The 12,688-nt window shown below is 73.2% G+C and carries 12 protein-coding genes; 5 read left to right on the top strand and 7 right to left on the bottom strand.

Translation table 11 applies throughout. The features are described 5' to 3' along the window. Positions 1-249: 249 nt before the first annotated feature. On the top strand, positions 250-936 hold the full coding sequence (locus tag ACFZB3_RS44690) for a helix-turn-helix domain-containing protein (protein ID WP_391388408.1): 687 nt from the start codon (positions 250-252) through the stop codon (positions 934-936). A 47-nt stretch (positions 937-983) separates the two neighbouring features. Continuing rightward, complete coding sequence (locus ACFZB3_RS44695) at positions 984-1,574, top strand: DUF3291 domain-containing protein (protein WP_391388411.1); 591 nt, start codon at positions 984-986, stop codon at positions 1,572-1,574. 51 nt (positions 1,575-1,625) lie between these two features. Here ACFZB3_RS44695 and ACFZB3_RS44700 read toward each other — a convergent pair whose 3' ends face one another. The 4 genes from ACFZB3_RS44700 to ACFZB3_RS44715 all read right to left on the bottom strand — a co-directional run bounded on the left by ACFZB3_RS44700 (position 1,626) and on the right by ACFZB3_RS44715 (position 6,953). Continuing rightward, entirely contained in the window at positions 1,626-3,020 is a 1,395-nt protein-coding gene (locus ACFZB3_RS44700; RefSeq protein ID WP_391388413.1) for an MFS transporter, read from the bottom strand. Positions 3,021-3,449: 429 nt separating this feature from the next. Continuing rightward, on the bottom strand, positions 3,450-4,334 hold the full coding sequence (locus ACFZB3_RS44705; RefSeq protein ID WP_391388416.1) for an SDR family NAD(P)-dependent oxidoreductase: 885 nt from the start codon (positions 4,332-4,334) through the stop codon (positions 3,450-3,452). 342 nt (positions 4,335-4,676) lie between these two features. Beyond that, positions 4,677-6,380, bottom strand: coding sequence for an oxaloacetate-decarboxylating malate dehydrogenase (locus ACFZB3_RS44710; protein ID WP_391388421.1), 1,704 nt, complete (start codon positions 6,378-6,380; stop codon positions 4,677-4,679). Positions 6,381-6,476: 96 nt separating this feature from the next. Further along, positions 6,477-6,953: a MarR family transcriptional regulator gene (locus ACFZB3_RS44715; RefSeq protein WP_391388422.1), complete on the bottom strand. Its 477-nt coding sequence runs from the start codon at positions 6,951-6,953 to the stop codon at positions 6,477-6,479. A gap of 357 nt (positions 6,954-7,310) precedes the next feature. Between ACFZB3_RS44715 and ACFZB3_RS44720 the strand changes: the two genes are divergently transcribed. The 3 genes from ACFZB3_RS44720 to ACFZB3_RS44730 all read left to right on the top strand — a co-directional run bounded on the left by ACFZB3_RS44720 (position 7,311) and on the right by ACFZB3_RS44730 (position 9,793). Next, positions 7,311-8,411: an MBL fold metallo-hydrolase gene (locus ACFZB3_RS44720; RefSeq protein ID WP_391388424.1), complete on the top strand. Its 1,101-nt coding sequence runs from the start codon at positions 7,311-7,313 to the stop codon at positions 8,409-8,411. 164 nt (positions 8,412-8,575) lie between these two features. Then, a complete protein-coding gene (locus ACFZB3_RS44725; protein ID WP_391388427.1) occupies positions 8,576-9,277 on the top strand; it encodes an SDR family oxidoreductase in 702 nt (233 codons plus the stop codon). A gap of 99 nt (positions 9,278-9,376) precedes the next feature. Further along, positions 9,377-9,793, top strand: a complete 417-nt coding sequence (locus tag ACFZB3_RS44730) for a nuclear transport factor 2 family protein (RefSeq protein ID WP_391388429.1) — start codon at positions 9,377-9,379, stop codon at positions 9,791-9,793. 15 nt (positions 9,794-9,808) lie between these two features. Here the strand turns inward: ACFZB3_RS44730 and ACFZB3_RS44735 are convergent, their stop codons facing one another. The 3 genes from ACFZB3_RS44735 to ACFZB3_RS44745 all read right to left on the bottom strand — a co-directional run bounded on the left by ACFZB3_RS44735 (position 9,809) and on the right by ACFZB3_RS44745 (position 12,649). After that, positions 9,809-10,537: a LuxR C-terminal-related transcriptional regulator gene (locus ACFZB3_RS44735; protein WP_391388432.1), complete on the bottom strand. Its 729-nt coding sequence runs from the start codon at positions 10,535-10,537 to the stop codon at positions 9,809-9,811. Positions 10,538-10,616: 79 nt separating this feature from the next. Then, a complete protein-coding gene (locus tag ACFZB3_RS44740) occupies positions 10,617-11,276 on the bottom strand; it encodes a response regulator (RefSeq protein ID WP_391388435.1) in 660 nt (219 codons plus the stop codon). After that, positions 11,273-12,649, bottom strand: coding sequence for a histidine kinase (locus ACFZB3_RS44745; protein ID WP_391388438.1), 1,377 nt, complete (start codon positions 12,647-12,649; stop codon positions 11,273-11,275). Before ACFZB3_RS44745 ends, ACFZB3_RS44740 begins: the two co-directional genes overlap by 4 nt. Positions 12,650-12,688 lie beyond the last annotated feature (39 nt).

A 12,688-nucleotide genomic window follows, 5' to 3' on the forward strand; every position in this document is an offset into this window, starting at 1 on the left:
GGGCGCCATCGCCCTCTCCGTTCGGGAAACTGTCAGAACACGGCCGCCGCCGGCGTACCGACCGGTCGCGCACGGCCGACGGCCGGACCGTTCACGTGGTCGTAACGCTAGGGTCGGGACGGGATTTGGTGAAGCCCTCGAATCCCTCAATTGGCCATCATCAGGACCGTCATTTGACCGTCAGCGCCTGCGCGGCCGGCGTTGCCCGGGCCTTCTATCTCCAACCTGAGTTGTTCCTAGAATGGCCGGGTGAACGACATCGACGCGATCGCGGCGTTGCAGGATCCGGTGCGACGCCGACTGTACGAGTACGTGGCCGCGCAGGGCCGCGAGGTCGGGCGTAACGAGGCCGCCGAGGCGACCGGGGTGGCGCGCACGCTCGCCGCGCACCACCTGGACAGGCTGGCCGAGGCCGGACTGCTCGACACCGGGAGCCGGCGGCTGACCGGGCGCTCGGGACCGGGCGCGGGCCGGCCGGCCAAGGTGTACACGCGGGCCCGGGCGGAGCGGGCGGTGTCGCTGCCCGCCCGCGACTACCGCACCGCCGCCGAACTGCTCGCCGAGGCCGCCGAGCAGGCGGGGCTGGACGCCGGGCTCTGCGCGGCCGCGCGCCGCCGCGGCGAGGCCCTGCGCGGTTCGGCACCACCCTGCGGCGGCCTCGAAGAAGCCATGGAGACGCTCGCGGCCCGGGGTTACGAACCGCACCTGGAAGCCGCCGGAGGTGCGGAGGGTGCGGAGGGGGCGACCGCCGCTGTCGTCCGTATGCGCAACTGCCCCTTCCATGCCGTCGCCGAACGCTTTCCGCCCCTCGTCTGCGGCATGAACCTCGCGCTGCTGGAGGGGCTGCTCGGCACCGACGGCCCGGTCCGGGCGCGCATGGCCGCCCGGCCGGGCGAGTGCTGTGTGGTGGTGGAGGCCGTCGGCGAAGAACTCTAAAAACAACGATGATTGACATAGAAAGAGGGGCGTGCTGGTATGAGGCCATGACCGCATCCGCGCACGCAGCCCACCTCGCCCAGCTGAATGTCGCCACGCTCCGCTTCCCCCTCGACGACCCGCGCATGGCGCCGTTCGTCGGCATGCTCGACACGGTCAACGCCGCCGCCGACGACGCGCCCGGCTTCGTGTGGCGGCTCGTGGAGGACGGGGCGGCCGACGCCACCGCCCTGCGCCCGGCGGGCGAGGACGTCATCGTCAACCTGACGGTGTGGGAGACCCAGGACGCGCTGTGGGGCTTCACCTACCGCAGTGAGCACCTGGACGTCCTGCGGCGCCGGCGCGAGTGGTTCGAGCGGCACGTAGCGGCGCACATGGTGCTCTGGTGGGTCCCCGCCGGGCACCTCCCGACCACCGGTGAGGCCCTGGCGCGGCTGGCGGACCTGCGCACGCACGGGCCCTCGGCGCGCGCCTTCACCTTCGCCTCCCCCTACTCCGCGGACGAGGCCGCGCTCGCGCCGAGCCATGCCGCGGACGCCGGCACCGGCCCGGCCGTCACCGCTCCGGCCGTCACCGTCACCGCTCCGGCCGTCATCGCTCCGGCCGTCACCGCCACCGCTCCTGTGGGACGCGGGTGAGGGGCGTGCGCCGGCCTTCGGCGGACGCCCCTCACCACCCTTCACCGCCGCTCACGAGGCCTGGGCGGTCTCCGGTCGGCCGTCGACGGGCAGCCGCGCCCCGGCGCCCGGGTCCGCGCCGGTGAGATCGGTGCGGCTGGTCTCGCCGAGCAGGGCCAGGCACACCACCGTCACCAGGCAGAACGCGGCGATGACCGCGGAGATGAGCGGCGTCGCCCCGGAACCGGCGTCGGCCTGTACCTCCGTGAAGATCAGCGGGGCGAAACCGGCCCCCAGTCCCGCGATCTGGTAGCCGAGGGAAGCGCCGGTGTAGCGGCTCCGGGTGGAGAACAGCTCCGTGTACAGCGCGGCGAGCGGGCCGTACATCATCGGGTGGACCAGCGACTGCCCGAGCACGAGGGCCAGTACGAGCAGCCCCGTGCTGCCCGTGTCGACGAGCGGGAACAGGGCGAAGGCGTAGACGCCCACCGCCAGCGCGCCCGCCATGACGACCGGACGCCGGCCCTGCCGGTCGGACAGCGCCGACCAGCCGATGATGCCGAACACCGCGAGCGTGGACGAGAACGCCAGGCTGTTGAGCACCGTCTGCCGGGAGAAGCCGCCCTGCACCGCGTAGGAAATGATGTACGTGGTCACCGTGCCCTGGAAGACGAACGCGGACAGGCCCACCCCGATGCCCAGCAGTAGCACCCGGGGGTGGTGGCGCAGCACGTCCCACAGCGGAAGGGACCGGCCTGACGACTCCTGGACCGGCCGCGTCTTCAGCTCCTTCTCCGCCGCGGCGAACACCGGCGTCTCGGTGACGCGCAGCCGGACGAACAGGCCGACGGCCAGCAGCACCACGCTGAGCAGGAAGGGGATGCGCCAGCCCCAGGAGAGGAAGGCGTCGTCGCCGACCGCGGCCGACGTCGCCGACATGGCCACCGTGGAGACGGCCATGCCGAAGGGGGCGCCGGCGTTGGTGAAGCTCGCCCACAGCCCGCGCCGGCCTCCGGTCGCGTGCTCGGCGGACAGCAGCACCGCGCCGCCCCACTCGCCGCCCACCGCGACGCCCTGGACGATGCGCAGGAGCAGCAGGCAGACCGGGGCCAGGGTGCCGGCCTGGCCGTACGTCGGCAGGACGCCGATCAGGAAGCTGGCGACGCCCATCAGGGACATCGTCACCACGAGCATCCGCTTGCGGCCGAGCCGGTCCCCGAAGTGCCCGAAGACGATCCCGCCGAGCGGCCTGGCCAGGTATCCGGTGGCGAAGGTGGTGAAGCTGGCGAGGGTGCCGGCGGTGGGGCTGAGGTCGGAGAAGAAGACGTGCGGGAAGACCACCGCCGCCGCGGTGGAGTACAGCAGGAAGTCGTAGTACTCGATGACGCTCCCCAGGAAGCTGGAGGTCACCGCCCGGCGCAGCTGCCGGGGATCGTGTGGAGCGGAGCGGGGAGAAGCGGCGTGCATGTCGTGAGCTCCCTTGCTGACGCGGAGGTGGATCAGCCCGATGCGGACGGGGTGCGGCATCGGGGGCGGATGACGGGAGTGCCCGTCGGGCGCGGGGGCTCGCAGCGTGGAGCGGCGAGGGACTGGCGTCGGCGTCCTGCGGCCGACTCCTGAATGTCGGGCAGATTTTTTGCCCGCGTCGAGATTCTGACCAACATCGGCCCGCTCGTCTACCCTCCGGACGCGACGTTCGAAGACGGCGGGGGAACGCGGGGCGCCCACCCCGGCCGCCGGGGGGAGTCCCGGGTGGCGAGGTGGGCGCTGGTGGTGCGGGGGAGTTCTCGGTGACCGAAGGGGTGCGGTCGGTGCGGTCGGTGCAGGTCGGTGCAGGTCGGTGTGGTCGGTGGGGTCGTCGCGGTGGCCCGCTCGACGCCCTCCCGGCCGCTGACGTCACCGGCCTCCCGGTTCGCTCACGGTGTCGGGGAGTCCGGCCGGACGGTCCTGGCCGAAGTCGGCCGACCTGCTCACCGGCTCCCAGGCGGCCGCCTCCTCCAACTGGCCGCGGGAGTAGTCCTGTGCCATCTGTACGGCGCCGGCGCCCAGGATCAGGTGGGAGGGGAGGTTCTGCTGCTTCACGACCCTGACCAGGATCTCCCCGGCCCGCTTCGGGTCGCCGGCCGCGGCCACCGCTCCGCCGAGCATGCGGACCATGCCGCCGACCGTCGGGTCGTACTCCGGCGCGACCTCCGGGATCTGCATCGACGGGCCGGCCCAGTCGGTGGCGAAGCCGCCCGGCTCCACGACCAGGTACCGGATGCCGAAGGGCGCGGTCTCGGCGGCCAGGACGCGGGTGAAACCGTCGACGGCGAACTTGGCGGCCTGGTACGACCCGAGGCCCGGCGTCCCGCCGACCCGGCCGCCGATGGACGAGAACTGCACGACGGTGCCGCCTCCTTGTGCCCTGAGGACCGGAAGCGCGGCCGTGGAGACGTTGTAGACGCCCCAGAAGTTGGTGTCGAACTGGCGGCGGAAGTCGTCCTCGGGGGTGGTCTCGACCGCGCCGAGGTTGGCGTACCCGGCGTTGTTGACCACGACGTCGACCCGGCCGAACCGGTCGACGGCCGCCCGCAGTCCGGCCTCCGCGGCCGTCCGGTCGGTGACGTCGAGTGCGATGGGCAGTACGCGGTCGTCGCCGTACTTCTGGACGAGGTCGTCGAGCTGCTCGGGCCTGCGGGCCGTGGCGACGACGTTGTCGCCGGCCTCCAGTGCCGCGATCGCGAGGTCGCGGCCGAGGCCGCGGGAGGAGCCGGTGATGAACCAGGTGTGGGTGCTCATGCAGATAGCAAAACACGGTTGCGGTATTAGTGCAACCTGGTTGTGTTACGGACGGATGGCTATGCCCGGGAACGCGGTCGGTGAAGCGCCGGGTGGCGGCCCTGGACGGGGGCAGGGGTGGTCGGTGCGGGGCCGGATGGCCCTGGGGTGGGGGGACCGGCGCGCGGCAGGGTGGCTCCGGGCCGGGGAGTGGTCGACGCGGAGGAGGGTGGCCTTGGGGAGCGGGGGGCGGCGAAGCGCCCGGTGGTCTCGGGGCGGGGGCGGGGGCGGTCGACGCGATGCGCGGTGGCCCTGGGGCGGGGGAGGCGGGAGGTCAGGTGGGCGCCTGGCCTCCCGGGCTGGTCAGATGGCCTTGACCGGTGGGTACACCGGCTGCCACATGGCGGCCCTGACCCGCTTCTCGACGGAGTCGTCGACGGTCGTGCCGGCCACCCCGTCGGCGGCCGCGGCGCGGGCCACCGCCACGGCGACCGCCACCGAGGTCTCGCGCAACTGGTCGGTGAGGGGCAGGATCGGCGTGCCGGGGCCGCCGGCGTCCGTCTGCCCGGCCACGGCGTGCGCGGCGGCGACCAGCATGCCGTCGGTGACCCGGCCGGCCCGGGCGACGATCGCGCCGAGGCCGAGGCCCGGGAAGACCAGCGCGTTGTTGGCCTGCCCGATCAGGTAGCGGACCCCGTCCCGCTCGACCGGGCGGAACGGGCTCCCGGTGGCGATCAGGGCCCGGCCCCCGGTCCAGGCCAGCAGGTCGGCGGGGACCGCCTCGGCCAGGTCCGTCGGGTTGGACATCGGCAGGATGATCGGCCGCTCGGTGTGGGCGGCCATCGTGCGGACGATCTCCTCGGTGAAGGAGCCGCCCTGCCCGGAGGTGCCGATCAGGACCGTCGGCCGCACCCGCGCGACCACCTCGGCCAGCGCGATGCCGCCCACCTGCTCGTCCCGCCGCCAGTCGGCGACCTCGGCGGCCGGGCGGGCGTAGCGGACCTGGAAGTCGCGCAGGTCCTGCTGGTCCTCGGTGAGCAGGCCGTAGCGGTCGACGCCGAAGATGCGGGCGGTGGCCTCCTCGGCGGTCAGCCCGTCGGCGACCATGGCGTCCCGCAGCTGGTCGGCGATGCCGATGCCGGCGGTGCCCGCGCCGAAGATCACCACCCGGTGGTCGCGCAGCGGGGTCCCGCTGGCCCTCACCCCGGAGAGCACGGCGGCGAGGTTGACGGCACCGGTGCCCTGCACGTCGTCGTTGAAGGTGAACTCGGTCGGGCGGTAACGCTCCAGGATGCGGCGGGCGTTGGCGGCGCCGAAGTCCTCCCAGTGCAGCAGGGCGGTCGGGAAGAGCCGGCGGGCGGTGGTGACGTAGGCGTCGATGAAGGCGTCGTACGTCTCCCGGTCCACGCGCGGGTGCCGGTTGCCGAGGTAGAGCGGGTTGTCCAGGAGTTCCTGGCGGTTGGTGCCGACGTCCAGCATGACCGCCAGGGTGCGGTTCGGGTCGATGCCGGCGGCGGCGGTGTAGACGGCGAGCTTGCCCACCGAGATGTCGATGCCGCCCACCCCCCAGTCGCCGATGCCGAGGATCGCCTCGCCGTCCGTGGCCACGATCAGGTCGACGTCGTCCGGGCCCAGACCGGCGGCCGACAGCGCGCCCTCGATCTCCTCCGGGGCGTCCACCGACAGGTACACGCCGGCCGGGCGCCGGTACTCGTTGCTGTAGTGCTGGATCGCCTTGCCGACGGTCGGGGTGTAGACGATGGGCAGCATCTCGTCGAGGTGGTCGCAGAGCAGGCGGTAGAAGAGCACCTGGTTGCGGTCGTGCAGCGCGGTGAGGTTGACGTTCTTGGCCAGGTCGGTCGGCTGTGCCGCGTACTGCCGGTACGCCCGCTCGGCCTGCTGCTCCAGGGTCAGCACCGCCGGCGGCACGAGGCCCACCAGGCCCAGCATCCGCCGTTCCTCGGGGGTGAAGGCAGTGCCCCGGTTGAGGCGGGGCTGGGACAGTACGGCACGGCCGCGGGCGGTGGTCTCGATGTGCCCCTCGCCGGCATTCCACTGGGTCGTCATGATCGGCTCCTTGCCGTTTCCGGATCGCTTCCAGGATCGCCTGCGGGACGCTACGGGTCGCTCCGGGGGCGCTAAGGGTCGCTTCCGGGGAGCCGGTCAGCCGCGGCGGGCCGTGGCGTAGGCGCGTTCGAGTTCCGCGACCGTGCTGAGGAAGTCGGCGCCCTTGAGCCGGTGCAGGGTCTCGGTGGCGAGGCGGTCCAGGGTGGTCCAGAGGTCGGCGAGCGGCTCGCGCAGCGCTTCGCCGCCGGCGGTGAGCGAGACGATGAAGGCCCGGCGGTCGTGCTCGGCGCGGGCCCGGGCGACCAGTCCGGCGTCCTCCATGCGGCGGATCGACCGCGAGACCGTGGAGTGGTCGAGCCCGACCGCCTGCTGCAGCTCGGCCTGCGTCTGGCCGTCCCGGTCGAAGAGCCGCATCAGGATCAGTTCCTGGCCGGGGTGCAGGCCGAGCTTCAGGAGCAGCTCGGCGCCGTAGCCGTGCAGTTCCCGGGAGAGCGCGAAGAGCCCGAAGCTGACCGGGGCACGCTCGACGAGGCTGGGCCGAGGCATCACCGGGTCGGGCTTCGCGGCAGGCATGGCGCTCCTCTTCTGGCGGGCGATGTCGGGCACTGGCGAACCGTGGCGTGCGTGCGTGCGTGCGGGCGTGCGGGCGTGCGGGCGTGCGGGCGACGGCGGCGATGCGGGCGGCGGGCGGTGGGAACTCGCCGCCAGGCTGCTGCCGGGGCTGGGAATACCTTAGTCGCAGCGGGTGTTGAGGGCCGGTTCTGCCCCGCTCCTCCCAGGGGTGCCGCATGTCCCGGGCGCCGCGAGCGCCAGAAACAAGTTGCTTGCTTAGGCAAGCTATTCGCCGTTACGGTGAACGCGTTGCGCCGGGCGGGAGCCGACGGGGTGGACCGCCCTGCCCTGCCCGGAACCGTTCCGAAAGGAATCGACATGTCATCCAGCTCCGCATCCGGAACCGACCGCCGTTCGTTCCTCGCCAGAGTCGCCGCGGCCACCGCCGTACCGGCGGCCGCGGCCCTGGTCGCCGGCGGTGCCGCGGCGCCGGCCTCGGCGGCCGCGCCGCACGCCTCGGCCGCCGGATCCGCCGGCGCCGGCCTGCCGGACTACGCGCCGGTGCCCGCGGGCTCCCTCGGTCCGGCGGTGAACAGCCAGGGCTACTACGTCGGCCGGGTCGAGGACAATCTCTACTGGGTGACCGACGGCGACTACCAGGCCGCCTTCCTCACCACCCGGGACGGGGTCGTGCTGTTCGACGCCCCGCCGACCATCGGCCACAACCTGCAGCGCGCGGTCGACGAGATCGCCGCCGCCAACGGCACCAGCAACAAGGTCACCCACATCGTCCACTCCCACCACCACTCCGACCACGTCGGCGCGTCCGGGCTCTTCGGCAAGCACGTGGTCCGGATCGGGCACGAGGAGAACCGCCGGCTGCTGCGGCGCGACAACGACCCGAACAAGCCCGCGCCCGACGTCACCTTCGCCGACCGCTACACCCTGCACGTCGGCGGCGAGCGGGTCGAACTCGCCCACCACGGCAGCAACCACGCGCCGGACAACATCTACATCCGGTTCCCGCACCACGACACGCTGATGCTGGTCGACATCACCATCCCGGGCTGGGCCCCCTTCGGCGCCCTCAACTACAGCGAGGACATCCAGGGTTACCTCGCCGCCCCGGCCAAGGCGCTGTCGTACCCGTGGAAGCACCACATCGCCGGTCACATGGGACGCCTCGGCACCCGGGCCGACGTCACCGTGCACCAGCAGTACATCGACGACCTGACCGCCTCGATCAAGCAGGCCCTCGGGACCGTCGACTACGGCGTCTTCGCGGCCAGGTACGGGAACAACATCTGGGCCGTCGTCAAGACCTGGCTCGACGAGGTCTGCCGGCAGGCGGCGGCCCCGGTCGCGGCCAAGTACACCGGCACCCTCGCCGCCGCCGACGTCTTCACCGAGAGCAGCGCCTTCTCGCTGGTGGAGTCCCTCCGGCTGGACCTCGGCCTGGGCAGCGCCATCCATGACTGACGGGGTTGCGCATCCCTAAGTAATTGCTCGCGCGAGCAATAAAAAACCAAGAGTGCTGCGGTACGCCGACGGTCAGGGGCAGCCGTCGGCGTACCGCACCGGCGCGACCGCCGCCGTCCGCCGTCCTCCGTCCGCCCCACCCCCACCATGATCGGGAGCGCTTGATGCCTGAGAACCCCACCAGCCCCAGGGTCGCCGTCGTCGTGGGCGGCGCCGGGGCCATCGGCGGCGCCGTCGTGCGCGAACTGGCCGCGCGCGGCCATGTCGTACGGGTCCTGGACCGGGCCGGCGACATCGTCTGCGACCTGTCCGACGCCGAGGACGTACGGGCGGCCGCGCGCCGCGTGCTGGCCGAGAACGGGCGGTGCGACGTGCTGGTGCACGCGGCCGCAGCGACCGACCTGATGGACGTGGAGAGCGTGGACCTGGACGCCTGGCGCCGGGTCCAGGCGGTCAACGTCGAGTCCGCGGTGCTGCTCGCGCAGGCCTTCGTGCCCGGGATGCGGGAGCGCGGCTTCGGCCGGATCGTGCACGTCGTCTCCGACACCTTCTGGAAGCCGCCGAGCCCGGACCTCCTCGCCTACGTGACCAGCAAGGGCGCGCTGGTCGCCGTCACCCGGTCGCTCGCGGCCGCGCTCGGGCGGCACGGGATCGCGGTGACCGCGGTGGCGCCCGGCCTGACCCGGACCGCCTCCACCGCGTACCAGCCGGACGCCGCCTTCGAGGCCTCGCGGGCCGGCCAGGCGCTGCCCCGCGCGCTGACGCCCGAGGACGTGTCGGCGACGGTCGGCTTCCTGGCGAGCGACGCCGCCGAGGCGCTGACCGGCCAGATCCTGACCGTGGACGGCGGCGGCGTCTTCGCCTGAGCCGCCGGACCGCTTGACTTATGTGGCTAGCCAAGTAATTATTTGGCTAGCCACATAAATTCGTGGCCCACTGCGGAACGCGATGAGAACGGACGAATCATGACCGAGACCCTTACGGCCGCCGACCTGGTGCGGCGCAGCCTCGACATCTTCCTCGCCAAGGACATGAAGGCCTGGGCGGACCAGTGCGACGAGAACGTCGTCGTCGAGTTCCCCTTCGCCCCGGAGGGCAGCCCCGCCCGGCTGGAGGGCCGGGCGGCCGTCTACGAGTACCTGAAGGGCTACCCCGACCTCATCGACGTGCACCGGATCACGTCGGCGACCGTCCACGCCACCGACGACCCGGACACGGCCGTCGCCGACTGGTCCGTCACCGGCCGGGTGCTCGCCAACGGGAACCCGTACGACATGAGTTACGCGACCTTCGTGACGTTCAAGGACGGAAAGATCGTCAAGTACCGCGAGTACTGGAACCCGCTGGCGTTCCTCAAGGCGCTCGGCGGCGAGAGCTTCTGAGCGTTCCGCTGCCGCTCAGGCCGCCGGCCGGATCAGCCCCGACTCGTAGGCGAAGGCCACCGCCTGCACCCGGGCGCGGGCGCCGATCTTCGCGAGGACGTTGCTGACGTGGGTCTTCACGGTGGTCGGGGCGATGGACAGCCACTGCGCGATCTCGGCGTTGGTCCAGCCCGAGGCGACCGCGATCAGGACGTCGCGCTCGCGGTGGGTGAGGGTGCCGAGCCCCGAGGTGCGGGGCAGGGGGCGGACGGTGTGCTGCTGGCGGACGGCGTCGATGAGCGCGCGGGTCAGACCGGGCGTGATGACGGCGTCGCCGGCGGCCACCACCCGGATGGCCGCGGTCAGTTCGGCCGGGTCGGCGTCGTTGAGCAGGAAGCCGCCGGCCCCCGCCCGCAGGGCCGCCCAGGCGTCCGCCTCCTGCTCGGCCGCGGTCAGCATCAGCACCCGGGAGGTGCGGGAGGCGGCCGCCGCCTCGCCGGTGAAGCCGGGTGCGGGGGTGCGGGTCCGGGCGGCGGGGCGGGCGATGCGCCGGATGGTGTCGATGGCGTCCGCCCGGGACGGCTGGCTGTCCATGAGGACGACGTCGGGACGGAGCGCGGCGCTCGCACGGATCGCCTCGTCCCCGTCCGCCGCCTCCCCGACGACCGTCAGCCCGGGCTCGGCGGCGAGGAGCATGCGCAGGGCGAGCCGCTGGAGGGATTGGTCGTTGACGACGAGTACGGAGACCGTGCCTGTCTTCTCCATGCGAGGTCCGTTCCGTGAACGAAACTGTTTCGTTCACATGCTACGCCTGGAGCCGCCGCACCGGGAGAGGGGGGTCCGACTACTTGGCCCGGACCAGTCCGGCGTCGTACGCCGTGATCACGGCCTGGATCCGGTCGCGCGCCCCGATCTTGGCGAGGACCCGGCCGACGTGCTTCTTCACGGTCGACTCGGTGAGGACGAGGCGCTCGGCGATCTCGGTGTTGTTCCAGCCCAGGCCGATGGCGACCAGCACCTCGCGCTCGCGGTCGGTCAGCGAGCGCAGCCTGGGGTCCTCGTCGGGGGCGGCGGGCGCCAGGACCCGGTGGGCGTAGGCGTCCAGGAGACGCCGGGTCAGCGAGGGGGCCACCACGGCCTCGCCGCTCGCCACCGCGTGGATGCCCGCGACCAGCTCCTCCGGGCGGGCGTCCTTGAGCAGGAAGCCGCTGGCCCCGGCGCGCAGCCCGTCGTACGCGTATTCGTCGAGGTCGAAGGTGGTCACGATGAGGACGCGGGTGCGGCCGCCGGTGGCGACGATCCGCCGGGTCGCCTCCAGGCCGTCCATGCCGGGCATCCGGATGTCCATGAGGACGACGTCGGGCCGCAGTTCGGCGGCGAGCCGTACCGCCGCCGCGCCGTGCTCCGCCTCGCCGACCGGCTCCAGACCGGGGGTGCCCTCCAGCAGCATCCGCACGCCCATCCGCTGCAGGGGCTGGTCGTCGGCGATCAGTACGGTCGTCACAGCTGCTCTCCCGGAGCCGACGGGGCGGGTGGTACGGGCGGAACGGGTGGTACGGACGGTCCCGAGGGCACGTCGAGGACGACGTCGACCAGCCAGCCGGGGCCGCCCCCGCGCGGCCCGGCGACGACCGTGCCGCCGTACATCGCGGCCCGCTGCCGGATGCCGACCAGGCCGTGGCCGGCGGTCTCGTCGGACCGCTCCGGCTCCGGCGCCGTGCCGGTGTCCGCGACCCGGACCCGCACCTCGCCCGGCGCCACGGCCACCGTCACCTCGGCCGACGCGCCCGGCCCCGCGTGCTTGAGGGTGTTGGTCAGCGACTCCTGGACGATCCGGTAGACGGTGAGCTGGACACCGTCGCCCAGCGCGTCCGGGTCGCCCACCGTCCGGTACGTCACCGGCAGCCCCGCCGCCCGGACCCGGGCCAGCAGCGGGTCCAGGTCCCCGACGCCCGGCTGCGGCGCGAGCGGCCGTTCGTCGTCGGCGCCCTCGCGCAGCACGCCGAGGACCCGGCGCAGCTCGCTCATCGCCTGCCGGCCGGTGTCGCCGAGGATCCGCAGGGCCTCCGCGGACCGCTCGCCCCGGTTGCCGGCGAGGACCGCCGCGCCGTCGGCGACGCTGACCATCACGGAGAGGTTGTGGCCGACGATGTCGTGCATCTCCCGGGCGACCCTGGAGCGCTCGGCGGCGGCGGTGAGCCGCACCCGCTGCTCCTGTTCGACCTCCAGCTGCCGGGCGCGGTCCTCCAGGGCCGCGAGGTACAGCCCGCGGATCCGCACCGTCAGGCCGACGGCGACCGCCGCGGTCATCGTGCCCAGCAGGAAGAACGCGCCGAGCAGCGGATGCTCGATCGGGGCCAGGGCGTAGACGGCCAGCGCCAGCGAGCCGACGCTCAGCCCGACCGCCCAGCCCAGCACGCGCAGGGAGCCGTTGCGGGCCAGGGTGTACAGGGCGACGAGGGTGGCGGTGCCCGCCCGCAGCCAGACCCCCGCCGACCACTCGACGAGGTTCACCGCGAGGATCGTGAAGTACACGGTGGCCGGGGCCCGGCGCCGCCACCACAGCGGAACGACCAGCGCGGCGACGAAGGCGTACAGCACAGCGGGCCGCAGCGCGTCCCGGGCGGCCTCGTCCCCGAAGGGCGACCCGTGGTCGACCATCAGCAGGTCGGGCAGGCTGACCAGCAGCATGAACAGCACCGTCGCGGTGTCGAGCAGCCACGGATGCCGCCGGTCCAGCTGCCGCCGGCGGCTGCGGTCGCGCAGCATCCGGCCCAGCAGCGGATGCGCCCAGGCCGCGTCGAACCCGGGGGACGGCGTGCTCGCCGTCCCCCGGGCGGTGTCCCCGGCGGCTGCCGCGCGGTGCGGCGGACTCATGCCGTCCATTGTCCTCGGTCGCCGTCGTCGTCCGGTGCG

It is taken from the genome of Streptomyces sp. NPDC008092 (assembly GCF_042957285.1).
Taxonomy (GTDB): domain Bacteria; phylum Actinomycetota; class Actinomycetes; order Streptomycetales; family Streptomycetaceae; genus Streptomyces.

What these genes read in the sequence shown, in the direction of transcription:
- ACFZB3_RS44695 (WP_391388411.1), top strand. Translation starts at nt 984, where the DNA reads ATGACCGCATCCGCGCACGCAGCCCACCTCGCCCAGCTGAATGTCGCC.
- ACFZB3_RS44700 (WP_391388413.1), bottom strand. Translation starts at nt 3,020, where the DNA reads ATGCACGCCGCTTCTCCCCGCTCCGCTCCACACGATCCCCGGCAGCTG.
- ACFZB3_RS44705 (WP_391388416.1), bottom strand. Translation starts at nt 4,334, where the DNA reads ATGAGCACCCACACCTGGTTCATCACCGGCTCCTCCCGCGGCCTCGGC.
- ACFZB3_RS44710 (WP_391388421.1), bottom strand. Translation starts at nt 6,380, where the DNA reads ATGACGACCCAGTGGAATGCCGGCGAGGGGCACATCGAGACCACCGCC.
- ACFZB3_RS44715 (WP_391388422.1), bottom strand. Translation starts at nt 6,953, where the DNA reads ATGCCTGCCGCGAAGCCCGACCCGGTGATGCCTCGGCCCAGCCTCGTC.
- ACFZB3_RS44720 (WP_391388424.1), top strand. Translation starts at nt 7,311, where the DNA reads ATGTCATCCAGCTCCGCATCCGGAACCGACCGCCGTTCGTTCCTCGCC.
- ACFZB3_RS44725 (WP_391388427.1), top strand. Translation starts at nt 8,576, where the DNA reads ATGCCTGAGAACCCCACCAGCCCCAGGGTCGCCGTCGTCGTGGGCGGC.
- ACFZB3_RS44730 (WP_391388429.1), top strand. Translation starts at nt 9,377, where the DNA reads ATGACCGAGACCCTTACGGCCGCCGACCTGGTGCGGCGCAGCCTCGAC.
- ACFZB3_RS44735 (WP_391388432.1), bottom strand. Translation starts at nt 10,537, where the DNA reads ATGGAGAAGACAGGCACGGTCTCCGTACTCGTCGTCAACGACCAATCC.
- ACFZB3_RS44745 (WP_391388438.1), bottom strand. Translation starts at nt 12,649, where the DNA reads ATGAGTCCGCCGCACCGCGCGGCAGCCGCCGGGGACACCGCCCGGGGG.